Origin of the sequence: Actinocrispum wychmicini (assembly GCF_004345645.1) — a bacterium.
In the GTDB taxonomy this organism is placed as follows: Bacteria; Actinomycetota; Actinomycetes; order Mycobacteriales; family Pseudonocardiaceae; genus Kibdelosporangium; species Kibdelosporangium wychmicini.
In genome coordinates, this window is record NZ_SLWS01000013.1 from 225,868 (window position 1) to 250,761 (window position 24,894).

Genomic DNA, 24,894 nt, shown 5'->3' on the forward strand with positions numbered 1-24,894 from the left:
AACCCCTTTACTGGGGCATGTGCCCCAACCGGCGGGACAGGGTGGCCGCGGCGTCAGCCACCATGGGTCCCAGTTCGTCCACGCGCAGCAGCACCCGCCCGGCCGGACCGGCGATGCTCATCGCGGCGACCGGTTGTCCGGTGCGGTCCCGGACCGGGGCCGCGACGCACCCGACGTCGGGCTCGTTCTCGATGTTGTCGATCGCCCAACCCCGCCTTGAGGTTCGCTCAAGGTCGTCGAGCAGTTGTGTCCGGTCCACAATTGTGTTGGGAGTCAAGCGGTCCAGCCGCATCCGCGTCACCCGGTCGACGCGTTCGCCGGCTGGCAGCGCGGCCAGCCACGCCTTGCCGAGCGACGAGGCGTGCTGCGGGCGGCGAGTGCCCAGCTGGCAGTGCAACGTGACGGCGTTGGCGCCCCGGTCCTTCGCCACGTACACCATCGCGTCGCCGTCCGGGACGGCCAGGAAGATCGTCTCTCCGGTGTGCGCGGCCAGTCCGGCCAGGAACTGCGGCGCGGCCTTGTGCAGGTCCGTCGACGACATCGCCTGGACACCGAGTTCGACCAGGCGGGCGCCGAGCCGTACCCGGCCGGTCACGTGGTCGGCCTCCAGGTACTGCAGTTCCTTGAGGGTGTGCACGATCCGGTAGACGGCGCTGCGGGACAGGCCGAGCTGGGTCGCGATGGCGTTGGTGGAGATCTCCTGGCGCATCCCGACGTGTTCGAGCACGGCCAGTCCCCGCTCCAGCGTTCCGCTCTGCGGGGCCTTCGGCATGTGGTCGTCCTTCTCGGCCGACGGTGTCGATGTACCGTTCATTGGGACATTGTCCCGGTATTCAGCGAGCGAGCCAGCCACCATCCACCGCCAAGACATGTCCGGTTACGTAGTCAGAGGCCGAACTGGCCAGGAACACCGCTGCGCCGGCGAGATCGTCCGGAGATCCCCACCGGCCCGTGGGGATACGACCCAGAATCTCCTCGTAGCGTCGCTCGTCGGCGCGCAGCGCAGCGGTGTTGTCGGTCGCGAAGTAGCCCGGGGCTATCGCGTTGACCTGTACATTGCTCGCCGCCCACTCGTTGGACAGCGTTTTGGTGAGTCCCGCGACCGCGTGTTTGCTCGCGGTGTAGGCGGCCACCTTGATCCCGCCCTGAAAGCTCAGCAGGGACGCGACAGTGATGATCTTCCCGGCCCGCCGGTGCACCATCCGGCCGCCGACCACCCGGGTCAGTTCGAACACCGAGTCCAGGTTGACGGCCATGACGGCACGCCAGTCGTCGAGCGAGTGCGTCACCGCGTCGGACCGCCTGATGATCCCCGCGTTGTTGACGAGGATGTCGATCTGACGCGTGTCGACGAGCCGCGTCGCCTGGTCGGCGACCTGGTCCGGCTCGGAAAGGTCGATCTGGGCGACGGACGCGGTGCCGCCGTACGCCTCGATCTCCTCCTGGACTCCGGAGAAGTCGCCGCCGTGGCCGAGCAGCACGACGTCGGCGCCCGCGCCGGCCAGTGCCACCGCGACCGCCCGGCCGAGCCCGGTCCGCGCCCCGGTGACCAGCGCGGTGCGGCCGTCCAGGGAGAACAGCTTCCGCAGGTACGTCATCGCAGGTCCGCCATGGCGACGTGGTCCATGTCGTCGAACCGGTAGTTCTCGCCCGCCATGAACCACAGGAACGAGTAGCTGCCGGTCGCCGCGCCGGAGTGGATGGACCAACTCGGTGAGATGACCGCCTGTTCGTTGCGGACGATGACATGCCGGGTTTCGCCGGGCTCGCCCAACAGGTGCACCAGCCGGGCGTCCGGCTCCAGGTCGAAGTAGAAGTAGCACTCGGTCCGGCGCGCGTGGGTGTGCGCCGGCATGGTGTTCCAGACACTGCCCGGCGCGAGCTGGGTCCAGCCCATCATCAGCTGGCAGCTCCGCACGTGCGTGCCGTCGATGTACCGGCGAAGGGTGCGTGCGTTCGCGGACTCGGGCGTGCCGAGGTCGACGGGTGCCACGTCCTGGCCGCGCACCAAGGTGGTCGGAAGTGCGCGGTGCGCGGGCGCCGAAGCCAGGTAGATCCGCGCTGGTTCGGCGCCTTCGACGCTGGCGAACGTGATCTCGGCGGCGCCCCGGCCGACATAGAGAAGGTCTCCCCGGGACAGCGTGTACGGAGTACCGTCCACGGTCACCGCTCCGCGCCCGCCGACGCAGAAAGCCGCCAGCTCGCGACGTTCGCAGAAGTGGTCCGTTCGCAGGGCGTCGTCGGCCTGGAGGCGCAACGGAACAGGGCCGGGCATGGCGCCGCCGAGCACCACCCGGTCCTCGTGGCTGTACGTGAGGCGCACCGCTCCCGGGACGAACACGTCCTCGACCAGGTAGTGCCGGCGCAGCTGCGCGGTGTCGTACCCGCGCGCCTCCGCCGGACTGGTCGAGTACCGAACGTCCACCGCGACCTCCATGTACCAGTCAGTGGAACACTGAACCAGTAGTTGGGAAGACGCTAACAGCTCGGCCCGGCCAAGGGAAGGTCCAGACCACCCGGGCCGGCCGCGGTGTTCAGTCGGCCACCGGGAAGTTGCCGCAGAAGACGGGCCGCGGGTCGCGGCGGCGCTTGATGTCACGCAGGCGGATGACCACTTCGGCACTGAACGCGTCGGACACGTTCTCGCCAGGACTGAGGAACGTGAACGGTTTGCGGCCACTGACGGGGAGCGAGCCGGCGAGTGACAGCTGCCTGTCAGTGATCGACAGGGCCGTGTCCGGGTCGGCTGGAATGCCGAACATGTAGATCGCGTACGGCTCGGTCAGCGGGCCGTGCGGACTGTCGGACGGGCGGGTGAACGCGCCACCCAGGTGCCGGACCTGCACGCTCAGCAGCGGCGCGATCGGTTCGGCCAGCAGCGTCTTGGCCGCGTCGTCGTCCAGTCCGGTCAGGAGTTCGCCCCACGAACTGCCCGCGCTCGGGGCGACCGGTTCGGCGGTGATCGATCCCAGCTCCGCGACCGACATGACTTTCCTGCTGTCGGACAACGGCTTCGGCAGGCGACCGAGCGGGGCCAGCAGGCGGCGTGCCTCGTCCTCGCCACCCAGGTACGTCGCGTCCACCGCGACCATGGGATCGCCGCCGGGGAAGTGCAGCAGGTCCAGCCACACAGTCAACTCGTCCGGCGCGGTCGCGGTGATCTGCCGGAAGACGTCCACAACCGGCGCGGCGTACTCGCCGGCCCACAGGACCCGGCCGCCGTACAGCCGCGGCGCAGGGTGCAGGGCGAGTTCGAGCGCGGTGACGACGACGAGATCGCCACCCCCGCCGCGCAGAGCCCAGAACAGGTCGGGATCGCTTCCGGCAGTGACGTGTCGCTGGTGTCCTTCGGCGTCGACGACGTCGAAGGCGGTGACGTTGTCGGCGACCCAGCCGTGGGCGCGACCGAACCAGCTCAACCCGCCGCCGAGAGCCACCCCGGTGACGCTGACGATCGGGGAGCTGCCGGGCAGGCCGGTCAGCCCGAGCGGTGCGGCGGCGGCCTGCACACGGCCGGAAGCGACGCCCGCGCCGACGCGGGCCCGGCGGGTCGCCGGGGAGATCTCCAGTGTGTCGAGCCGGCGGGTGCGCAGCAGGATGGCGCCGTCGGTGCGGCCGGTGGCGCCGTGCCCGTTGGGCTGGGTGGTGACGGTCATCCCGGCCGCGCGGGCGTGTTTGACGAGTGCGACGACGTCTTCGGCGTCCGCCACTTCGACCACGGCGGCCACCGGCTGCTGCACGGCCAGGTTCCACGGGCGGCGGGCGGCGTGGAAACCGGGGTCGCCGGGCAGCCAGACCTGGCCGCGGACAACGGATTTCAGCTCGTTCATCGAAGTGTCCTCTGGTTCACGCGGAGATCCGTGGGTGCCGGGTGCCCCGGCGCCAGACGTCGGTGATCGACCGGGTGTCGGTGATGTCGGTGGTGGGGTCGCCCTGGACGAGGACCAGATCGGCGCGCAGGCCGACGGCGACGCGGCCACGGTCGGTGAGCCCGAAATGGCGCGCCGGGACGCTGGTGGCCGCGGCGAGGGCCGCCACCGGCGTGAGGCCCGCCTGCGTCAGCAGGACGAGTTCGCGGTGGATGCTGGCGCCGTGGATGGCGCGGAAACCGCCGTGGGGACCGTCGTTGGCGTCAGTGCCGGCCAGGAGCGGCACGCCTGCCCGATGCATGGCGGCCGCGGTCTCGAGCGCGTTGTGGATGCCGTTGGGGTTGACCGGGAAACCAGTGCTCTCGGCGGTAGCTGCCGCTCGAGCTCCGGCCGAGAGGTACTGCCAGATCCGTTCGTCGCGCCAGAGTTCGCGGCCGGTCTCCGCGGTGAGGGCCTCGACGAAGGACATGGCGCCGACCACGAAGACCCCGTAGGCGGCGGCAAGCCCGGCGATCCGCTCGGCGTCCCCGTCGGTGTGGATGTGCGCGAGGCCGTCGATACCGGCGTCTAGGGCGACGACGCTGTCATGGGCGCTGGCGACGTGCGCGATGGTCTTGAGCCCGGCGCTGTGGGCCGCGGACACCAGCGCGGCGACGCTGTCCGGTTGGAGGCAGGGCAGCGAAACTCCGCCGGACGACCCGTCGTCGATGACGATCTTCAAGTAGTCGGCACCGCCGGCGACCCGGTCCGCCACGAAGCCCTCGGCGTCCTCGGGACCGGCCACGGTGTTGAACGGCCCGTACAGCTTGCCCATGATCTGGATGGGATGCCCGTTCGGGGCGGTGGCGCCGATCTGGGCGGTGCGGACGTCGGCGACGTCGTCCGACTCGGCGGCGGCCCGGCGCAGGCGCGCGACGTTGTCCGGCATGGCGAACATGTCGAGCTCCGTGGTGACACCGAAGGTCAACGCCTGGGCGAGGCTGCCGTCGAACGCGTGCGTGTGCGCGTCGATCAGGCCGGGCAGCAGTGTGCGGCCGGTCCCGTCGACCTCGGTGGCGGCTCGCAGGTCGCTCGGGCTTTCCGCGACGGCGGCGATCAGGTCCCCGTCGATCAGCACGTCCGCCTTGGGCAGGACCCGCTCGCCGTCGAAGACCCGCACGTTCCGAATCACTGTGCTCGTGTCCATGGCGTCGACCGTGGCGGGCCCGGTCTGCGGTCGAGCTGGGATCGAGCTGGGACTCAGGCCAGCAGGCGCCTGCTCTGGTCCGCCCAGTACGCCAGACCGTGTCGTTCGTGGACCTCCAGCGCCGCTCGGGCGTGGTCGCGGGCCTCGCCTGCCCGGCCGAGCCGCCCGGCCAGCTCCGCGAGGACCAGGCGCGTGGACCCCCAACAGGCAGTGCCCATCCCGGCCACCACGAACTGGTCGGCGGACGGGAGCAGCTTCTCGTACAGCTCCCGAGGATCGGGGACACCAAGGCGGGCGGCCACCAGCCCCCAGACCGCGACGAGGAAGTCGCCGACCCAGTCCTCGGCGGTGTCAGTTCCCCACAACGCGATGAGCTCCCGCGCCAACGCGCACTGATTCGCCTCGACGGCCGCCAGCACGGCGACGGGCCGCAGCGGCACCTGGTTCGGTTCCCGGGCGGCGGCCACCAGCTCGGCCAGCAACTCGGGCACACGGCCCTGGGCGCGACGACAGGTGAACGTGGTCACCAGCCGACGGAACGAGGTACCCCACAGTGTCGACCCGAACTGCGGCTTCCCGAAGTCCGCGAGCAGCGCCTGCGCCTCGGCCCAGCGGCCGTCCAGGGTCCAGCGCGCCGGCTGTGCGAGGCGGACCATCGACTCGATCTCCCGCCGGGGAGCCGTGCGCAACAACTGCTCGCAACGGGCGAACTCCCGGTCCCAGCCGGCAAGGTCCCCGTCCCGCAGCATGCACGACATCAGGTGCACGCGCGCCGTCACCTCGTCGCTCAGCGGCAGTCCCGGCAAGGCGACGAGCTCTTCCGCCGCCGCGCGCCGGACGGCGTTACGTCCCGGCCGGAACACCGCGAGCAGGTAGTTGTTCAGCGTCCTGGCCAACAGCGGAGCCACCCGGGTGGCGCGGGCGAGTTCGACCGCCTCGGTCGCGTACCGTTCGCTCTCGGCCCGATGCGGCCCGTAGTGCAGCTCCAGGGCGAGGGTGCCGAGGAGAGTGGCCCGGTCGGTGTCGGTGAGTGGCCCGCGTAGCAGCCCTTCGATGACGGCCACCATTTCGGCGTCGACGACGCCGTAGGGTCGCCAGGTCCACACAGCGGGTCCGCCGATCGCGGTGACGGCGGGAATGAGCGCGTCCCGATCGTCGGCGCGCCGAGCGAGCCGGATCGACTCCGTCCAGGCGTGCCGCGCGTCCTCCGGCCGCCCCACCGAACGGAGGGCCTGCCCCAGCCCGGTCAGCACCCGGGCCCGCTCGGCGTCCCTGCCAGGCGGGAGAACGTCCAGCGCCAGCTGCCAGAACTCGACCGCCTCGGTGTGCGCCAGCTGGCTGCCCGCGTGCCGAGCCGCCGTCGCGGCGTACTCGACCGCCTTGTCGGCGCCACCCAGCTTCGCGGCCTGGGCGAAGTGATGGGCGAGCCGGGCGGACTCGTCCCGCGGCACAACCAGTTCCAGCGCTTCGCCGACGCGCAGGTGCAGCCGGGCCCGTTCGAGCCGGCTCAACCCCGCGTAGAGCGCCTCCTGGACAAGCGCGTGCGAGAACCGGTAGTCGGTGCCGGCGACCAGGTCGATCACCAGCCCACTCGCGACCGCCGGCTCCATGCCGTTCATCACGTCCTCCGGCGAAGCGCCGGTCACGGCCGCCAACAAGTCGATGTCGACCTCACGGCCTGCGACCGACGCGGCGCGCAGGAGCGACCTGGTCTCGTCGGGCAGCCTTGCCACACGCCGGTCGAGCACCGCACGCACGCTTGACGGCACCACTGTGGACAGTCCGTGCTCGCCGGCCAGCAGACGCAGCACCTCGCCCAGGTAGAAAGGGTTCCCGCCGGTTCTCGCCAGCAGGGCCGCGACCAGTCCGGGTTCCTCGGCGACTCCTGCCGTCCGCAGGTAGAGCGCGACGTCCTCGGCGGTGAACGGCGTCAGGTCGACCCGCTCGGTGGCCTGCTGTCGGGACAGTGCCGCGAGCGTGTTCCGTAGTTCCTCGGGGTGATCGCCGGGTTCGGGACGGCAGGTGGCGAGCACCAGCATCCGACGGCGGGCGGCCTCCTCCGCGACGAAGGCCAGCAGCCGCAGCGACGAGGCATCCGCCCACTGCAGGTCGTCGACGAGAAGGACGAGCGGCGCGTCGTCCTTGGTCAAGGCGGCCAGGACTTGGTCGTACAGCTCGTACAGGGCCGTGCCGGGATCGTCTTCCGTCACGGCCGTTCGTCCGGTCAGCAAACCGGAGCTGTCCCCAACGGCGCGCAGGATCTGTGTCCACGGCCGGAAGGCCGGCGCCGGGCCGTCCACACACCGGCCGACGGCGACGCGGAACCGTTGGGCGACAGCCAAATCCGCCACGGCACGGGCCAGGCGGGACTTGCCGATCCCGGCCTCGCCCGTGATCAGCACGGCACCACCCTCGCCCAGCCGGGCGTGGGCCAGCCGGCGCTCCAGCAGCGCCAGCTCGACCGCTCTCGCGACCAGGCCACAAGGTTCGACCACCGGCGACTCGGCCGGCAGGGCGACCGGCTCGGCCAGCCGCAGCCGCGGTGCCTGGTCGAACACCGCCTGTTCCAGATCTCTCAGCTCAGGCCCTGGCCGCAGGCCGAGATCCGCCGCCAGGCGGACGCGGATCCGGCGCAGCGCGGCCAACGCCTCCGCCTGCCTACCGGCCCGGTACAGCGCGAGCACGAGCAGCGACCAGGCCCGTTCCCGGTACGGCCACTCGCCCACCAGCGATTCCAGGCCGGGCACCAGGGCCGCGTCCTCGCCGAGGGCCAGCCGCGCCTCGAACCCGTTCGCCAACGCGGTGGCGCGTTGCTCGACGAGCTGGGCGATGACCGGTTGCGCGAACTCCTCGTCGGTGAACTCGCCGAGCGGGTCCCCTCGCCACAGCGTCATCGCCTGGTCCAGCACGCCGACCACCTCGCGGTGCGCCCCGCGGGCCAACGCCTGCCGGCCCTGGTCGACCGCCGCGCTGAACCGCCACAGGTCGACCTGTCCGGGCGCGACCGCCAGCTGGTAGCCGGGCGCCCGGGTGAGCAGGACCTCAGGCGGCGTGCGCGGCCGGCGACCGGGCTCCAGCACCTTGCGCAGGTGCGCGATGTAGGCCTGGAGAGTCCTGGTCGCCCCGGCCGGGGCCTCGTCGGCCCACAGCTCCTCGATCAGCCGGTCCAGCGAGACCACCCGGCCGGCCTGCGACGCCAGCATGGCCACCAGCGCACGCTGCTTGCGCGTCCCGAGGTCGAGCACGTGGCCGGAGTCGTCGACCACTTCAAGCGAACCGAACAGCCGGAACGTCAGTTTCACGGACCTGAACCCCCCAAACCGGATCCCCCCAGGTCACAGTCTAGGCACGGGGACCTCAACTCCTCCGCAGCCGAATCCCAGCCCGCCGCGGGCACGGTGACCCCGCCCCCCAGTCCCGCCGACCCGAACGGACAACCGACCATGATCCGTCGTCGTTTTCTGGCCCTCGCGCTCGTCGCGGCCCTGACAGTGCCAGCCGCGCAGGCCGCGTCGGCGACCGGCCATGGACCCGACCGCGCCACCGTGGTCCGCTGGGTCGAGGAGTACCTCCGGGCGTGGCGGGACAAGGACGACCTGGCGGTCGGCCGGATCTTCACCGCGGACGCCGTGTACCAGGAGATCCCCGGCGACGACGCGCACACCTACGTCGGACGGCGGTCCATCCAGGAGTACTGGCGCACCATCACCGCGGGCCAGACCGAGGTCACCACCCGCTACGGCGAGCCACTGGTCCAGGGCGACCGAGCCGCCGTCGAGCTGTGGATCACGTTGCGTGCCAACGGCAACTGGCTGACCTTCGAAGAGACGAACGTGCTGTACTTCGCCCGCGACGGACGGGTCCGGCGCAACGTCGAGTACTGGATCATGCGACCGGGCCGGTTCGACCCGCCGGCGCGCTGGGGGACGCGCGGGTGACCGGCCTGGCCGGGTCGCGAATTACCTGGTCATCTTTCGTCATCCAGATCTGGGCGCGTAACCGGCCGGCGGCTCCGTAAACTTGAGGGTGGGTTTCGGAGCGGTCCAGCCGGGAGGTGCCGTGGTGAACGCCGACGAGCGTCGGTTCGAAGTGCTGCGCGCCATCGTGGCCGACTACGTCTCCAACCACGAGCCGGTGGCGTCCAAGGCCATCGTGGAACGGCACAGCCTGGGGGTCTCCAGCGCGACCGTGCGCAACGACATGGCTTCCCTGGAGGAGGACGGCTACATCACGCAGCCGCACACGAGCGCCGGCCGGATCCCGACCGACAAGGGGTACCGGTTGTTCGTCGACCGGTTGTCCGAGGTCAAGCCGTTGTCCGGGGCGGAGCGGCGGGCCATCGGCAAGTTCCTGGACGGCGCGGTCGACCTGGACGACGTGCTGCGCCGAAGTGTCCGCCTGCTCGCCCAGCTGACCAGGCAGGTCGCCGTCGTGCAGTATCCGACGCTGACCCGCTCGACGGTCCGGCACATCGAACTGGTGCTGATCACCCCCGCCCGGGTCATGCTCGTGACGATCACCGACACCGGCCGGGTCGACCAGCGCATGGCCGACCTGGGCGACGTGATCACCGACGACAGCCTGGCCCGGCTCCGGTCCATGGTCAACGCGACGCTGGCCGGCCACCGCCTGGTGGAGGCGGCCGCGAAGGTCGCCGAGCTGATCGAACAGGCCCCGGCGGACCTGCGGGACGCGATGGTGCGGGTGGGCACGGTCCTGGTCGAGTCCCTGGTCGAACACCCGGAGGAACGGCTGGTCCTCGGCGGCACCGCGAACCTCACCCGCAACGTCGCCGACTTCCCCGGATCGTTGCGCCAGGTGCTGGAGGCGCTTGAGGAACAAGTCGTCATCCTGAAGCTGCTCGCGTCCACCCGTGACGCGGGCACGGTGACCGTACGCATCGGAGGAGAGAACGAGGCTGAGGAGATGCGCAGCACGTCCGTCGTATCCATTGGGTACGGCGGGGTGGAGCTGCTCGGCGGGATGGGCGTGGTCGGCCCGACGCGGATGGACTACGCGGGAACTATCGCCGCGGTCCGCGCAGTTGCCAACTACGTGGGGGAGATCCTCACAGTGCGATGAGGCATGACAAGGAGCCGGGCGCGGTGGCGCACCGCGGACCGCGTTGCGGCAGGAGGACATGACAAAGGTGGCCAGGGACTATTACGGGATCCTCGGTGTGCGTCGGGACGCCGACGGCAACGAGATCAAACGCGCCTACCGCAAGCTGGCGCGTGAGCTGCACCCGGACGTCAACCCGGACGAGCAGGCGCAGCACAGGTTCAAGGAGGTGACGGCCGCCTACGAAGTGCTGTCCGACCCGCAGAAACGCAAGATCGTCGACATGGGCGGCGACCCGCTGGAAAACGCCGCCGCCGGTGGCGGCGGCATGCGGGACCCGTTCGCCGGCTTCGGCCTCGGCGACATCATGGACGCGTTCTTCGGTTCGGCCGCCGGCGGCCAGCGCGGGCCGCGTAGCCGCGTGCAGCCCGGTTCGGACGCGCTGATCCGGCTGCGGCTGACCTTGGAGGAGTGCCTGACCGGCGTCAGCCGTGAGCTGACCGTGGACACGGCGATCCTGTGCGAGCTGTGCCGGGGCTCCGGGTGTGCGGAGGGCACGTCGCCCGAGGTCTGCGAGACCTGCGGCGGCCGGGGTGAGATCCAGGCCGTGCAGCGTTCGTTCCTCGGCCAGGTCGTGACCGCGCGGCCGTGCCCCGTGTGCCGGGGCGTCGGCGAGGTCATCCCCGACCCGTGCCGGCAGTGCGCGGGCGACGGTCGGGTGCGGTCGCGGCGGACCATCGTCGCGAAGGTCCCGCCCGGTGTCGCGGACGGCATGCGCGTACGCCTGTCCGGCCAGGGCGAGGTCGGCCCCGGCGGCGGCCCCGCCGGCGACCTGTACGTGGAAGTGGAGGAACTGCAGCACAGCACGTTCGAACGCGCCGGCGCGGACCTGCACTGCACGTTGCGGATCCCGATGACAACGGCCGCGCTCGGCGCTGTGGTGCCGTTGGAGACGCTCGACGGCGTCGAGGAACTGGATCTCGAACCAGGCACCCAACACAGCACCGAACTGGTGATGAGCGGCCGCGGCATGCCGAAACTGCGGCAGTCCGGGCGCGTCGACGGCCGCGGCGACCTGCACATCCACGTGGACGTGGAGATCCCGACCAGGCTGGACGCCCGGCAGACCGAGCTGCTGCGGGAGCTGGCGACGCTGCGGGGGGAAGACGAGGGCGGTCTCGCCGTGACAAACGGTAAGAGCGGCGGGTTGTTCTCCCGCCTCCGCTCACACCGTGGCCGATAAGACTGGCTGGTGAGCACGCCCCCGCTGTTCCTCGTCGACACGCTTCCCGTCGGCACCGAGTTCGTCCTCGACGGCCCGGAAGGCCGGCACGCGGCGACCGTACGCCGGCTCCGGGCGGGCGAGGCGATCACGGTGTCCGACGGCGCCGGCACGGTCCTGTCATGCGAAGTGGCCGGCCCGGAAAGCCGTGACTCGTTGCGGCTCAACGTGATCGCCAGGTCCGTCGTGCCCGCGCCACAACCGCGGGTGATCATCGCGCAAGCCCTCGTCAAAGGCGACCGGGGCGAACTGGCGGTCGAACTCGCCACCGAGGCCGGCGCGGACGTGATCATCCCGTGGCGGGCGTCCCGATGCGTCGCGAAATGGGAGGACGGACCCCGCGCCGACAAAGCCCTGTCCAGGTGGCGGAACACTGTTCGAGAAGCCGCCAAACAGGCCCGCCGCCCCCACCTGCCCGAAGTCCGCGAACCCGCGACCACGAAAGACCTGGCCGACCTCGCCGCGACGGCGACAACGCTGGTCCTGGACGCCACCGCGACCCGACTCGCCGAAATCGCCCTCCCCACCCACGGCGACATAATGCTCGTAGTAGGCCCCGAAGGCGGCATAAGCGACACCGAGACAGCCACCCTCACCGCCGCCGGCGCCCACCCAACCCGACTCGGCCCCACCGTCCTGCGCGCCTCCACAGCCGCCGCCGTCGCCCTCGGCGCCCTCGGCGCACTGACCCCCCGCTGGTAGCGTTGCCCGCCAACAAAAACACCGGACACAGCCCGTGCCCGGTCCGACAAACGGGCGCACCACCACGGGCCGAGTAGACTAAAAGGGCAGAGCCGGCCATTGGCAAAGATCAATTTGGCCGACCTGGTGGCGCTCGTCCTGACGGACGGTCTACGCTCTGCGTCGAAGGCCGAGGTCATGGTGCCCCGCGTGAAACCCGCGAAGGGCACCACAAGAGCCGCCGGACACCTCCCCCCTCGGTCCGGCGGAGCTGCGCTGCGGTGGGCGCTCGCCCCCGCAGCGCAGCGTCCACGGGTCCCCATGGTCGGTGCTTTGCACCTTCCCTCGGTGGACCCTGCATTATTTTGGGGGGCCGAGCCCCCCAAGCCCCCCACGTGCGGCTTCGCCGCCTCGCTTCCCAGCTGGCTCCTTCGTCGCCTAGTTACCCAGCCTGCTTTCTCGCTGCTTCCCCGCTTCGCTTCGCCGCTCGCTTTTCAGGTGGCTCCTGTGCTGCTTCGCGGCTCTGGGCGTGCTCTCACCTGCGGCTTTGCCGTCTCGCTTCCCAGTCGGCTCCTTCGTCGCCTCGCTTGCCTGGCCTGCCTTTCTTGCTGCTTCGCAGCATTTGGCCTGCTCTCGCTGCTTCCCCGCTCGCTTTTCAGGTGGCTCCTGCGCTGCTTCGCGGCTTTGGGCGTGCTCTCACCTGCGGCTTTGCCACCTCGCTTCCCAGCTTGGTTGCGGCTTTGCTGCCTACTTCCTGGCTTGGCTTGTTCGTTGCCTCGCTTTCTCGGCCTGCTTCCCTGCTGCTTCGCAGCTTCCGGGCCTGTCCCTTTTTGCTCGTTGCCGTGCTGGTTTCTTGGCTTGGCCTGCGGGTTTGCTGCTGCTCGCTGCCGCCAGTCAACCTGCTCCCGCCCGCCGGCTCCCGCCACCCAGCCGCTTCCCTGCCTGCTGTTGCCGGCGTGCTGGGTGGTGCTGGCCTTGGCTCGTTCCTGGGTTGCTCTTTGTGGGTTTGGGGTGGGTTTTGGTCCTTTACTGAGTGTGAATCCTTTCAAATCGGAGCGGTGTTCCGGATGATGCTGCGGGAGGGGGTGGGTGGGGCCTATTAGGGTTCGCGCATGACCGTTGCCGAGTGCTTGTTCTGCAGGATCGTTTCCGGGGAACTGCCCGCCAGTGTCGTTCATGAGACCGCGACCACCTTCGCGTTTCGGGACCTGCATCCGCAGGCCGCGACGCACGTCCTCATCGTTCCGCGGGCGCACTACTCGGATGCCGTTGAGCTGGCCAAGGGGGCGCCCGGCCTGCTGGACGACGTTGTGCTGGCCGCTGGGCAGATCGCTGAGCAGGAGGGCTTGGCTGGGAGTGGGTACCGGTTGGTGTTCAACACCGGGGCAGACGCTGGGCAGACCGTGTTCCACGCGCACATGCACTTGCTCGGTGGTGAACAGTTGGGTCTCTTCGGGCGGGTGTAGCCAGGTATTCGCTGCACGTTGTCGGTGCGTGCGGCTAGCATCAGGGGTGTCCAGACGCTGACTAGTGGGGCGTTCGACCCCAGAAAGCAGGCCAGAGGCCACGTGGCCGATACCGCACAGGGTGGAGCCGCCCGACCCTCCGACACTTCCCTGAACGGGAAGAACGGCTCATCCCAGGTGGATCCCTCGGAGTCCGCCACGCCCGATCGGCAGGCACAGTCCAGGTTCTCCGTGCCGGACACGGCCCTGTTGACACTGCTCGGGTCGCGGGACGAAAACCTCAAGGTCGTCGAGGAACTCCTCACCGCGGACGTGCATGTCCGCGGCAACGAGGTCACGTTGTCGGGCTCCCCGGCGGACGTGGCGTTCGGTGAGCGGGTCTTCGCGGAGCTGGCCACCCTGGCCGGCCGCGGCCAGCAACTGGGGTCCGACGCGGTACGCCGCACCATCGCCATGCTTTCCGCCGGGACTTCGGAGTCCCCGGCCGAGGTGCTCAGCCTGGACATCCTGTCCCGGCGTGGGCGCACCATCCGGCCGAAGACGCTCAACCAGAAGCACTACGTCGACGCGATCGACAAGCACACCGTCGTGTTCGGCATCGGCCCGGCCGGTACCGGCAAGACGTACCTGGCCATGGCCAAGGCCGTGCAGGCGCTGCAGGCCAAGCAGGTCAACCGGATCATCCTGACCCGCCCGGCGGTCGAGGCGGGGGAGCGGCTGGGCTACCTGCCGGGCACCCTGTACGAGAAGATCGACCCGTACCTGCGCCCGTTGTACGACGCGCTGCACGACATGGTCGACCCGGAGTCGATCCCGCGCCTGACCCAGGCGGGAACGATCGAGGTGGCGCCCCTCGCTTACATGCGCGGGCGGACGCTCAACGACGCGTTCATCATTCTCGACGAGGCGCAGAACACCACGCCGGAACAGATGAAGATGTTCCTCACCCGGTTGGGGTTCTCGTCGAAGATCGTGGTGACCGGCGACATCACCCAGATCGACCTGCCCGGTGGGCAGCGCAGCGGCCTCAAGGTGGTCCGGGAGATCCTCGACGGCGTCGACGACGTGCACTTCTCCACGTTGACCAGCGCGGATGTGGTTCGGCACCGGCTGGTGGCCGACATCGTCGACGCCTATGAGCGTTGGCAGGCCACCGAGGACGCGGGTGACGTGCGCAAACCTCGCACTGGCAGCGACCGCCGGGGCCGTTGAGTGAGCATTGAGATAGCCAACGAGTCGGGGATGGCGGTCGATGACGCGTCGATTGTGGCCGCCGCCCGGTACGCCCTCGATCGGATGAGTGTCAGCAAGCTCGCCGAGTTGTCGGTGTTGCTCGTCGAGTTGGACGTGATGGCGGACCTGCACGAGCGGTGGATGGACCTGCCCGGTCCGACCGACGTGATGGCGTTCCCGATGGACGAGTTGGACTCCGCGCGCCGGCCGGACGCGTCCGAGGCCGGTCCGGCGCTGCTCGGTGACATCGTGTTGTGCCCGGCGTTCGCCAAGGAACAGGCTCGCAAGGCCGGCCACAGCCTGCTGGACGAGCTGCATCTGTTGACCGTGCACGGCGTGCTGCATCTCCTCGGTTACGACCACGCGGAGCCCGCTGAGGAACGGGAGATGTTCTCGTTGCAGAAACGGATCCTGGCCGACTTCCGGGTGGCGCACGCCGACGCCAAGCGGCTCGCGGCGCAACGCAGCGCGGACGACAAGGTGCTCGGTGCGGTGGGGCTCGACGAGCCCCGGGAGAAACGCCCACAGGACTAGAGGACTAGAGCGAGGCCCGTCGTGACCTCTGACTCCGCCACTCTGCTGGTAGTCGCGGTGGTACTTGTGCTGTTCGCGGGCATTTTCGCCGGGGCGGACGCGGCGTTGAGCGCTGTCTCGCGGGCGCGGGTCGAAGGGTTGGCGCGGGCCGGCCGGGCCGGGGCGCGCCAATTGCTGGCGGTGGTGATCGACCGGCCGCGGCACGTGAACCTGTTGCTGCTGCTCCGGTTGACGTGTGAGCTGGTGGCGACGGTGCTGTTCACGGTGGCGTGCCTGAACCTGATCACACCCGTCGGGCTGGCCATGCTGATCGCCGCGGTCGGCATGGTCGTGGTGTCGTACGTCCTGGTCGGCGTCGGGCCGCGGACCATCGGCCGGCAGCATCCGTACGCGGTAGGCCTGGTCGCGGCCGGGCCGGTGCGGGTCCTCGGGATGATTCTCGGGCCGTTGAGCCGGCTGCTGATCGTCATCGGCAACGCGATCACACCGGGCCGTGGCTTCCGCGAAGGTCCGTTCTCCTCCGAGGTGGAGCTGCGGGAACTGGTCGACCTCGCGCAGGAGCGCGGCGTCGTCGACGAGGACGAGCGGGAGATGATCCACTCGGTGTTCGAGTTGCGTGCCACGATCGCCCGCGAGGTGATGGTGCCGCGCACCGAGATCATCTGGATCGAACAGGCCAAAACCGTCCGGCAGGCGCTGGCGTTGTCGCTGCGCACCGGGTTCACGCGGCTGCCCGTGATCGGGGAGAGCGTGGACGACATCGTCGGCGTCGTGAACCTCAAGGACCTGGTCGCCGCCGCGCTGGAGGAAGGCGGATCGGTGCGGCCGATGGTCGAGCTGATGCGCGCGGCGGAGTTCGTGCCGGACACGAAACGGCTCGATGACCTGCTGAAAGAGATGCAGCTGTCGCGTAACCACATGGCCATCGCGGTCGACGAGTACGGCGGCACGGCCGGGCTGCTGACGATCGAGGACATCATCGAGGAGATCGTCGGCGAGATCACCGACGAGTCCGACACCGACGACCGGCCGCCGGTCGAGCACCTCACCGACGGCTCGGTCCGGGTCAGCTCCCGGCTGCCGGTGGAGGACCTGGGCGAGCTGTTCGGCACCGACTTCGAGGATCTCGACGTGGAGACGGTCGGCGGCCTGATGGCGCAGCGGCTGGGGCGCGTGCCGTTGCCCGGGGCCGAGGCCACCATCGGTGGACTGCGCCTGAAGGCCGAAGGCGGCAAGGACAGCCGTGGGCGGATGCGGATCACGACAGTCGTGGTCAGCCTCGCCTCAAGCAGTGTGAGCGAAGGGAGCGGGGAGCGTGGCTGAGCTCGACCCCGAGGACATCAAGATCATCACGCTGGCCCGCGCGGCCCGTGCCCGTACAGGTGCGCCTGAGGGCGCGGCGGTGCGCGACACCATGGGCCGGACCTATTCCGGCTGCACGGTCGCGTTGCCGTCGTTGAAACTGACGGCCTTGGAGGCCGCCGTCGCCGCCGCGGTGGCGAGCGGCGCCGACGGCCTCGAAGCCGCGGCTGTCGTCACCGAGGCCGGCTCGGTGGACGACGCCGCGGTGCGTGACCTCAACCCGGACGCGCCGGTCTACCGCGCGAACCCGGCCGGCGAGGTCATGTAGGGATCGCCGGGCAGACCGTCCCCGGCGGTGGCGTGACCAGGGTGTCCAGATAGCGCTGCATGGTGTCGATCACGCATTGCGAAGACAGGAACGCGATGTGCGCGTCGCCCGCGTACGTCAGCAGGACGCTGCCTTGGATCTGTGCCGACACCGACGCCACACGTTCGTACGGTGACCACGGGTTGCCTTGCGCGCCAATGACAAGGATCGGCGGGGCACCACGGACCAACGTCGGCTGCGGCGGGTTCGTGCCGCGGACCGGCCACCCCACGCACCCGCTCATCGCGTCCCAAGCCTGCGACGCGCCGCGGGTATGCGGGGCGACGGCCGCGACGATCGGCTCGCTCACGGCGAGGTCGGCGACGGTCGTGGGGAAGTCCTGACAGGTGCCGGCCCGGAACGGATTCCACAGGTCGCGGTAGCCCCACGAGTACCGGTAGAAGAACGAGAAGGTCGGGCTGGTGCCCTTGGCCGACTCGGCGATCGCGACCGCCAGGTCGAACCAGCCGGAGTGGGCGCCGCCGATCGACAGGTCGCCGATCTCCAGTGCCTGCTCGGTGAGGAACGCCAGGTCGTTCCCCTTGACCAGGACGGTCCGCTGCTGCGGGTCGGCCTGTCCCGGCTCGGGTGGCAGATCCAGCCGCACCGGCTCCTTGTCCGCCTGTCGCAACAGGTTGTCGTAGATCGCCTTGACGTCCGCGCCATGCAGGACGCAACTCGTCGATCTGTCGCACCACGCCACGAACCGGTCGAACTCACGCTCCACAGTGGACGCGAAGTCGACGGCCCGCGCCACCACCGGCACGCTGTGGTCGACCGGACTGTCCAACGCCATCGCCCGAACCCGGTCCGGGAACATGCTCGCGTACGTCTGGCCGACCGGACCCAGGTAGCCGAAGAAGAACATGCTGACGCTCTGCTCGCCCAGGGCGACGCGGACCGCTTCGAGATCCCTGGCCTGGCTGACCGCGTCCATGTAACCGAGCAACGGGCTGTCGCAATTCGCCGCATAGGCACGGTTGTGCCGTACCAACGCGTCGAACTCGCTTCCGTTGCGCGGGAACGAGTTCACATCAGGATCGTGCACAGGCGACCCGCATGTGATCGCGTCGGTACGGAACGGCGCGGGCTGCCTGCCGTAGAACGGATGCAGGCCGCCGCCACGCGTGTCGACCCCGATGATGTCGAAATCCCGCAGCAGATCCGGGAACTTCGCGAAGAGCCCGGACTTCACCCCGGTGAGCACGAAGTCGAACCCGACACCGGGAGCCATGAACAGAACCCCCTTGCGGGTGGCCGGATTCGCCTTGTGCCGGTCGATCGCGACCCTGATCGGCCGACCGTCGGGCCGGTGCCAGTCCAGCGGCACGGTCAGCTCGGCGCACTCGGCCTCGGCGGCTCCGCAGCCCACCCACTCCAGCCCGGTACTCGCCGCTGCGGGAACGGTCAGCGCGGTGCTGATCACGGCCGCGACCAGGCCGACTTTCCTCCATCGCATACTTCCCCCAAGAAGATATTCGGTATGTAAGAATCTTACCCGCCTGCAAGATAGGGTGTCGAGCGTGTCGACCATTCCGACTGGCTGTCAGAATGGGTCGGTGAACCTCCCTGACGACCACAAGTCCGGCTTCGCGTGTTTCGTGGGCCGCCCGAACGCGGGCAAGTCCACCCTGACCAACGCGCTGGTCGGCACCAAGGTCGCCATCACGTCCAGCAAGCCGCAGACCACCCGGCACGCCATCCGCGGCATCGTGCACCGGCCGGACGCCCAGCTGGTCATCGTGGACACCCCGGGCCTGCACCGGCCGCGGACCCTGCTCGGCCAGCGGCTCAACGACGTGGTGATGTCCACCTGGTCCGAAGTGGACGTCATCGGCTTCTGCGTACCCGCCGACGAGAAGGTCGGACCGGGTGACAAGTTCATCGCCCAGCAGCTGGCCAAGGTGTCCAAGCGGACACCTGTGTTCGGCGTGGTCACCAAGACCGACGTCGCGAACCCGGCGATGGTGGCCGAGCAGCTGGTGGCGATGCAGTCCCTGATGGAGTTCGCCGAGATCATCCCGGTGTCCGCGGTGGACGGCTTCCAGGTCGCGAAGCTCAGCGACCTGCTCGTGGCGCAGCTCCCGCCCGGCCCGCCGCTGTACCCGGAAGGTGAGCTGACGGACGAGCCCGAGGTGACGCTCGTGGCCGAGCTGGTGCGGGAGGCCGCCCTCGAAGGCGTCCGCGACGAACTGCCGCACTCCATCGCCGTCGTGGTCGAGGAGATGGCGTTCCGCGAAGGCCGCGACGACCTGATCGACGTGTACGCCGAGCTGTACGTGGAACGGTCCAGCCAGAAGGGCATCGTGCTGGGCCACAAGGGGGAGCGGCTGAAGAAGGTGGGCTCGGCCGCGCGCGCCCAGATCGAGGCGCTGCTGGGCGTCAGGGTGTACCTGGACCTGCACGTGAAGGTCGCCAAGGACTGGCAGCGCGACCCTCGGCAGCTGCGCAAGCTGGGGTTCTGATGCCGGCCGCGCACCGGGCCGACCGGGACGTGGCCGTGGTCGGCGGGCAGCGGGTCGTGCTGGCCACGTTCGGCGGCCGGCTGCTGGCCAGGCTGGTCGACGTGGTGATCGTCGGCGCGCCCTGGGCGCTGGTGTTCTGGGCCCTGCCGCCGATCGGGCTGCTCACCGAGGTCGTCCTCGTCGTGGCGACCTTGGTGATCTACGAGTTCATGTGCAGCTCGCACACGCCGGGCAAACGAGTCGCCCACGTGCAGGTCGTGCGGGTGGACACGGGCGAACCCCCGGGCCTGGTGCGGGTGCTGGTGCGCTCGTTGGTGCTGTACCTGCTGACCTGGCCGGTGAACGCCGTGGTGGCGTTCTTCGACGAGCGCCTGCACCGTGGCGTGCACGACTTCGTCACTCGGACAGTCGTGGTGCAGGCCGATTAGTCCTGGGGAATCTGTAACGAAGTACCGGGGCCGAGCGCTGAATCTCCCAACCGGGTCGGTGAGTGCCCGGCGAAGGGGGAGCCCGGTGAGCGAGTCACAGCCGTCGTACGAACGACCACAGGATCCTGTCCCTGGGCAGTACCAGGCGCCGTACCCACCGCCCGGCTACTACCCGTACTACCCGCCGCCCCCGCCGCCGGGCATGCCGCGCCCGTCGAACTACCTCGGCTGGGCCATTGGCGCGATCTTCCTGTTCTGGCCGCTGGCCATCCCGGCGATCATCAAGTCCACCCAGGTGGACCGGCTGTGGGCGGAGGGCCGCTACGACCTGGCCCGGGACGCGTCGAACACGACCAAGACCCTGTGCCTGATCGCCACGATCATCGCCGCTGTCCTGTTCGTGTTCTTCATTCTGATGTGGTTCGTGCTCTTCAACACGGTCGCGCGCTACGCGCCTCCCTTCCCGCGCTGACGTCGCGTGGAAGAATGCGCGGGTGACCCTGTACCGCGACACCGGTGTTGTGCTGCGCGTGCAGAAGCTCGGTGAGGCCGACCGGATCATCACGATGATCACCCGTCGCTACGGCAAGCTTCGCGCGGTGGCCAAAGGCGTGCGCCGCACGTCGTCGCGGTTCGGCGCCCGGCTCGAACCGTTCTGCCACGTGGACGTGCAGTGCTACACGGGCCGGACGCTGGATGTGATCACCCAGGTGGAGACGATCGACGCGTTCGCGCCCCGGATCGTCGACGACTACCAGCGGTACACCGCCGGGTGCGCGGTGCTGGAGACGGCCGAGCGGCTCTCCGCCGAAGAGGGCGAGCCGGTGTTGCGGCTGTACATGCTCGTCGCCGGCGCGTTACGGGCGTTGTCGGCGGGGGAACGGGATCCGTCGCTGGTCCTGGACGCGTTCCTGATGCGGGCGATGGCGTACGCGGGTTGGGCGCCGGCCGTGTTCGAGTGCGCCCGCTGCGGCAAGCCCGGACCGCACCATGCGTTCAATGTGCCCGCGGGCGGGGCGGTCTGCGACGACTGCCGGCCGCCGGGATCCGCGAGTCCGGCCAGGGACACGTTCGTCTTGATGGACGCTTTGATGCACGGTGTGTGGGAACGGGCGGACGAGTCCGCCCCGGCCGCGCGACGAGAGGCGAGCGGCCTGGTGGCGGCCCATTTGCAGTGGCATTTGGAACGTCAGCTCAGATCATTGCCGTTAGTGGAGCGTCGCTCACAGTAATGACATAGTACAGCAGGGTAAAGCCGATTTTTGGTTGCTGGTTTTCCGCAACCCTTGCGTGTTGGCGAGCGTCATGTAGGTGTGACACTCCTGGAAGTATTCGAATCGACCGTCGCCAGACATCCCGCGGCGCCGGCACTCGCCGACTCGACCGTCGAGTTGACGTATGCCCAGCTTGCGGCCTCGGTCCGGGACACGGCGAGCACGTTACGCGCCGCCGGTGTGGGTGCTGGCGACCGGGTCGGCATTCGAATTCCGTCAGGTTGCGTCGACCTTTATGTGAGCATTCTCGCAACGCTGTCCGTTGGTGCCGCGTACGTTCCGGTCGATTTCGACGACCCCGACGAACGCGCTGAAACAGTATGGGCCGAAGCAGGTGTCGCCACCGTTATCGGGCCGTCCCAGAAGATAACAGGACATGGCCGCGGAGTAACACGCCGACCCACGCCCGACGACGATGCCTGGATCATTTTCACGTCCGGTTCGACCGGCACGCCGAAAGGCGTCGCCATCACCCACCGGTCCGCGACGGCGTTCGTCGAAGCGGAAGCCAAGCTGTTCTGCCAGAGCCGGCCGTTGGGGCCTGGCGACCGGGTGCTGGCCGCGTTGTCCGTGGCGTTCGACGCGTCATGCGAGGAGATGTGGCTGGCGTGGCGGCACGGCGCCTGCCTGGTCGCCGCGCCCAGGGACAAGGTCCGGTCGGGTGCGGACTTCGGCGAATGGATCCTCGACCACGAGATCACCGTCGTGTCCACGGTGCCGACCCTCGCCGCGTTGTGGCCGTCGCTCGACGGCGTCCGGCTGCTGATCCTCGGCGGCGAGGCATGCCCACCCGAACTGGTCACCCGCGTCGCCGCGCCCGGCCGGGAGGTGTGGAACACCTACGGACCGACTGAGGCGACAGTGGTGGCCTGTGCGGCCCCACTGGTCCCCGGTGAGCAGGTGCGGATCGGGCTCCCGCTGGCCGGCTGGGACCTGGCCGTGGTCGGACCCGACGGGCGTCGGGTGTGGCCCGGTGAGGTCGGTGAGCTGGTCATCGGCGGGGTCGGGCTGGGCCGGTATCTCGACCCGGTCCGGGACGCCGAGCGCTACCGGCCGATGCTCGGGTGGGACCGCGCGTACCGGACGGGTGACCTGGTCCGGGCCGACCCGGAGGGGCTGGTGTTCGTCGGCCGGGCCGACGACCAGGTGAAGATCTCCGGCCGCCGGGTCGAGCTCGGCGAGATCGACACGGCCCTGGGCGCGTTGCCCGGCGTGGTCGCCGCCGCGGCGGCCGTGCGGAACGGGATGTTGATCGGCTACGTCGTGGCGGGCGGCTTCGACCCGGGCGAGGCCCGGCGGATCCTGGCCGACCGGTTGCCGGCCGGGCTGGTGCCGCGGCTGGTGGAACTGCCGTCGTTGCCGATGAAGACCTCCGGCAAGGTGGACCGCGACGCGTTGCCGTGGCCGGTCAAAGGCGAGGCCGTGACGTACGCGTCGGAAACCGAGACCTGGCTGGCCGGTCAGTGGGCCGAGGTCCTGGGCGTCCAAGTCGGCCGCGACGACAACTTCTTCGACCTCGGCGGCGGCAGCCTGGCCGCGGCCAGGCTCGTTTCCGCACTGCGCCAACGTTTTCCCACGGTCGCGGTGCTGGACGTCTACGACCACCCCACCCTGCCAGCGCTCGCCGCACACCTGGACGAGCTGATGCGGCACGAGCCAGGCCAACGAACGGTCATGCCGACACCGCGTCGGACAGGGGTGATCCAGGCGCTCGTGCATCTCGTCCTGGCCACCCTCACCGGCGTGAAATGGGTACTGGCGCTGCTGTTGCTCGACAACCTGATGGCTCTCATCGATCCCGAGCCGTGGACGCCGACCACCTCGTGGTGGGTCCTGCTGGGCGCGTGGGCACTGCTGGTCAGCCCGGTCGGCCGGCTCGGCATCGTGCTGGGCACGTCCCGGCTGCTGCGCCGGGGAATCCAGCCCGGGGAACATCCCCGCGGCGGGCGCGTCCACCTGCGGCTGTGGACGATGGAACGGGTCGCGGGCGCGTTCGGGCTGGCGGGCTTCGCCGGCACGCACTGGGCCGCTCGGTACGCCAAAGCGTTGGGCTGCAAGGTCGGCGCGAACGTCGACCTGCACGCCCTGCCGCCGGTGACCGGGATGGCGACGTTCGGCGACCGCTGCGCGGTCGAACCCGAGGCCGACCTGGCCGGCTGGTGGCTCGACGGTGACGTGCTGCACGTCGGTGAGATCTACATCGGCGCGGACGCCCGTGTCGGCGCCCGCAGCACGCTGTTGCCTGGCGCCAAGGTGCCCGACGGCACCGAGGTCACGCCCGGATCCTGCGTCACGGCGACCGACACGGTCAGCTACCAGGGGGATTGGCCCGCGCCTCGGCAGAGCCGGCCTCGGGGCTGGAACGCCGTGTACACCGCGTCGATGATCGGCCTGGGCGCGTTGCCGCTCCTGGTGTCGATTCCGTGGATGCTGTTGGGCTACCAGATCGTCCGGAACGACGCGACCCTCGGCAGCGCACTGGGCCACCTGCTGATCATCACGCCGTTGGCGACCGTCGCCGCCGTTCTGTCCTACGCGATGATCGTCGTGCTGTTGGTACGGCTGGCGGGACTGGGCATCACCGCGGGCACGCACCCTGCCCACGGACGAGTCGCGTGGTGCGTGTGGCTGACCGACCGCCTGGTGCGCAGCGCCCGCGTGAACCTGTTCCCGCTGTACGCGAGCCTCGCCACGCCCGCGTGGCTGCGTGCGTTGGGCGCCAAGGTAGGCCGCCGGGTGGAAGCGTCCACAGTGGTCACAATGCCGCGGCTCACCCATGTGGCCGACGGCGGGTTCCTCGCCGACGACGGACTGCTCGCGCCGTTCGAGTCCCGCGGCGGCTGGCTGCGGCTCGGGCGGGTGCACGTGGGGGAGCGGGCCTTCCTCGGCAACTCGGGCATCCTCGGCCCCGGCCGGCACGTCCCGGCCGGCGCGCTGATCGGCGTCCTGTCCTCGGCGCCCGACGACGCGTCGCCCGGATCGTCCTGGCTGGGCCGGCCCGCGATGGAACTGCCCCGCGTCGCGGACCCGGTGGACAGTTCGCGCACGTTCGACCCACCCGCCCGGCTCGTGCTCGCCAGGGCCGCCGTGGAGGCGTGCCGGCTGGTTCCGATCGTGCTCAGCGCGCTCCTGGCCACCATGGCGTTGGCCGCGATCGACGAGGTCAACGTCCAGTACGGCCTGTGGGCGGCGGCCGCGGTCAGCGGCGGCGTACTCGTGCTCGCCGGTGTCATCGCGTGTGCGCTGACAACGTTGGCGAAGTGGCTGCTGGTCGGGCGGTTCCGGCCGGGACAGCACCCGCTGTGGAGCTCCTTCGTGTGGCGGAACGAGCTGTTCGACTGTTTCGTGGAGCAGCTTGCCGTGCCGTGGCTGCTCGGCTCGTCACCCGGAACCCCCTGGCTGAACACGTGGCTGCGCAGCCTGGGCGCGCGCATCGGCAAAGGCGTGTGGTGCGAGACGCACTCGCTGCCGGAGACCGACCTGGTCCGGGTGGACGCCGGTGCGTCGGTGAACCGCGGCTGCGTGCTGCAGACCCACCTGTTCCACGATCGGCTGATGCGGCTTGACAACGTGCACGTGCACGGCGGGGCCACACTGGGGCCGCACAGCATCGCGCTGCCCGGCTCGGCCGTCGGCACCACGACCACCGTGGGACCGGGTTCCCTGGTCATGCGCGGTGAGGCCCTGCCAGGACGGTCCAGGTGGATCGGCAACCCGGTGCGTTCGTGGTCCGGGCATGGGTGAGT

General features: G+C 69.9%; 21 protein-coding genes. 14 read left to right on the plus strand and 7 right to left on the minus strand.

Going from position 1 to position 24,894, the window contains the following annotated elements:
- Nucleotides 1-7: 7 nt before the first annotated feature.
- The 6 genes from EV192_RS44455 to EV192_RS44480 form a co-directional block, all read right to left on the minus strand.
- The gene (locus EV192_RS44455; RefSeq protein WP_243727464.1) at nucleotides 8-814 is read right to left on the minus strand and encodes an IclR family transcriptional regulator; all 807 of its coding nucleotides are present in this window, start codon (nucleotides 812-814) and stop codon (nucleotides 8-10) included.
- 19 nt (nucleotides 815-833) lie between these two features.
- Nucleotides 834-1,598, minus strand: coding sequence for a 2-dehydro-3-deoxy-D-gluconate 5-dehydrogenase KduD (kduD, locus tag EV192_RS44460; protein ID WP_132124782.1), 765 nt, complete (start codon nucleotides 1,596-1,598; stop codon nucleotides 834-836).
- A complete protein-coding gene (gene kduI, locus EV192_RS44465; protein ID WP_132124783.1) occupies nucleotides 1,595-2,425 on the minus strand; it encodes a 5-dehydro-4-deoxy-D-glucuronate isomerase in 831 nt (276 codons plus the stop codon). Before kduI ends, kduD begins: the two co-directional genes overlap by 4 nt.
- A gap of 109 nt (nucleotides 2,426-2,534) precedes the next feature.
- Nucleotides 2,535-3,830 (minus strand): FAD-binding oxidoreductase, encoded by a 1,296-nt coding sequence (locus tag EV192_RS44470; RefSeq protein WP_132124784.1) that lies wholly within the window; start codon nucleotides 3,828-3,830, stop codon nucleotides 2,535-2,537.
- A 16-nt stretch (nucleotides 3,831-3,846) separates the two neighbouring features.
- On the minus strand, nucleotides 3,847-5,055 hold the full coding sequence (locus EV192_RS44475; protein ID WP_132124785.1) for an amidohydrolase family protein: 1,209 nt from the start codon (nucleotides 5,053-5,055) through the stop codon (nucleotides 3,847-3,849).
- 53 nt (nucleotides 5,056-5,108) lie between these two features.
- On the minus strand, nucleotides 5,109-8,357 hold the full coding sequence (locus tag EV192_RS44480; RefSeq protein WP_132124786.1) for an ATP-binding protein: 3,249 nt from the start codon (nucleotides 8,355-8,357) through the stop codon (nucleotides 5,109-5,111).
- 141 nt (nucleotides 8,358-8,498) lie between these two features.
- On the opposite strand from EV192_RS44480, the gene EV192_RS44485 reads away from it, so the two are divergent.
- The 9 genes from EV192_RS44485 (at nucleotide 8,499) to EV192_RS44525 (ending at nucleotide 16,942) form a co-directional block, all read left to right on the plus strand.
- Nucleotides 8,499-8,993: a nuclear transport factor 2 family protein gene (locus EV192_RS44485; RefSeq protein WP_132124787.1), complete on the plus strand. Its 495-nt coding sequence runs from the start codon at nucleotides 8,499-8,501 to the stop codon at nucleotides 8,991-8,993.
- A 121-nt stretch (nucleotides 8,994-9,114) separates the two neighbouring features.
- Nucleotides 9,115-10,137, plus strand: coding sequence for a heat-inducible transcriptional repressor HrcA (gene hrcA / locus EV192_RS44490; protein WP_132124788.1), 1,023 nt, complete (start codon nucleotides 9,115-9,117; stop codon nucleotides 10,135-10,137).
- A gap of 67 nt (nucleotides 10,138-10,204) precedes the next feature.
- Nucleotides 10,205-11,359, plus strand: a complete 1,155-nt coding sequence (gene dnaJ, locus EV192_RS44495; protein WP_132124889.1) for a molecular chaperone DnaJ — start codon at nucleotides 10,205-10,207, stop codon at nucleotides 11,357-11,359.
- 9 nt (nucleotides 11,360-11,368) lie between these two features.
- The gene (locus EV192_RS44500; RefSeq protein ID WP_132124789.1) at nucleotides 11,369-12,100 is read left to right on the plus strand and encodes a 16S rRNA (uracil(1498)-N(3))-methyltransferase; all 732 of its coding nucleotides are present in this window, start codon (nucleotides 11,369-11,371) and stop codon (nucleotides 12,098-12,100) included.
- A 1,091-nt stretch (nucleotides 12,101-13,191) separates the two neighbouring features.
- Nucleotides 13,192-13,545: a histidine triad nucleotide-binding protein gene (locus EV192_RS44505; protein WP_132124790.1), complete on the plus strand. Its 354-nt coding sequence runs from the start codon at nucleotides 13,192-13,194 to the stop codon at nucleotides 13,543-13,545.
- Between the two features lie 150 nt (nucleotides 13,546-13,695).
- Nucleotides 13,696-14,757 (plus strand): PhoH family protein, encoded by a 1,062-nt coding sequence (locus EV192_RS44510; protein WP_132124890.1) that lies wholly within the window; start codon nucleotides 13,696-13,698, stop codon nucleotides 14,755-14,757.
- Nucleotides 14,758-15,312 carry an rRNA maturation RNase YbeY gene (gene ybeY / locus EV192_RS44515; protein WP_132124791.1) on the plus strand — a complete coding sequence of 185 codons (555 nt, stop codon included), beginning with the start codon at nucleotides 14,758-14,760 and terminating at the stop codon, nucleotides 15,310-15,312. It begins immediately after the preceding gene.
- Between the two features lie 21 nt (nucleotides 15,313-15,333).
- The gene (locus tag EV192_RS44520) at nucleotides 15,334-16,635 is read left to right on the plus strand and encodes a hemolysin family protein (RefSeq protein WP_132124792.1); all 1,302 of its coding nucleotides are present in this window, start codon (nucleotides 15,334-15,336) and stop codon (nucleotides 16,633-16,635) included.
- Nucleotides 16,628-16,942, plus strand: coding sequence for a cytidine deaminase (locus EV192_RS44525; protein ID WP_132124793.1), 315 nt, complete (start codon nucleotides 16,628-16,630; stop codon nucleotides 16,940-16,942). The genes EV192_RS44520 and EV192_RS44525 overlap by 8 nt, the downstream gene beginning before the upstream one ends.
- On the opposite strand, the gene EV192_RS44530 is transcribed toward EV192_RS44525, so the two are convergent.
- A complete protein-coding gene (locus EV192_RS44530) occupies nucleotides 16,935-18,440 on the minus strand; it encodes an alpha/beta hydrolase (RefSeq protein ID WP_165960928.1) in 1,506 nt (501 codons plus the stop codon). The two genes, EV192_RS44525 and EV192_RS44530, sit on opposite strands and share 8 nt — an antisense overlap.
- 100 nt (nucleotides 18,441-18,540) lie before the next feature.
- Between EV192_RS44530 and era the strand changes: the two genes are divergently transcribed.
- From era to EV192_RS44555, 5 genes are all read left to right on the plus strand, one after another.
- Nucleotides 18,541-19,446 carry a GTPase Era gene (era, locus tag EV192_RS44535; protein WP_132124795.1) on the plus strand — a complete coding sequence of 302 codons (906 nt, stop codon included), beginning with the start codon at nucleotides 18,541-18,543 and terminating at the stop codon, nucleotides 19,444-19,446.
- Entirely contained in the window at nucleotides 19,446-19,874 is a 429-nt protein-coding gene (locus EV192_RS44540; RefSeq protein ID WP_132124796.1) for an RDD family protein, read from the plus strand. The genes era and EV192_RS44540 overlap by 1 nt, the downstream gene beginning before the upstream one ends.
- A gap of 85 nt (nucleotides 19,875-19,959) precedes the next feature.
- A complete protein-coding gene (locus tag EV192_RS44545; protein ID WP_132124797.1) occupies nucleotides 19,960-20,346 on the plus strand; it encodes a CD225/dispanin family protein in 387 nt (128 codons plus the stop codon).
- A gap of 22 nt (nucleotides 20,347-20,368) precedes the next feature.
- Complete coding sequence (gene recO, locus EV192_RS44550) at nucleotides 20,369-21,106, plus strand: DNA repair protein RecO (RefSeq protein ID WP_132124798.1); 738 nt, start codon at nucleotides 20,369-20,371, stop codon at nucleotides 21,104-21,106.
- 81 nt (nucleotides 21,107-21,187) lie between these two features.
- Nucleotides 21,188-24,892 carry a Pls/PosA family non-ribosomal peptide synthetase gene (locus EV192_RS44555; protein WP_243727466.1) on the plus strand — a complete coding sequence of 1,235 codons (3,705 nt, stop codon included), beginning with the start codon at nucleotides 21,188-21,190 and terminating at the stop codon, nucleotides 24,890-24,892.
- Nucleotides 24,893-24,894 lie beyond the last annotated feature (2 nt).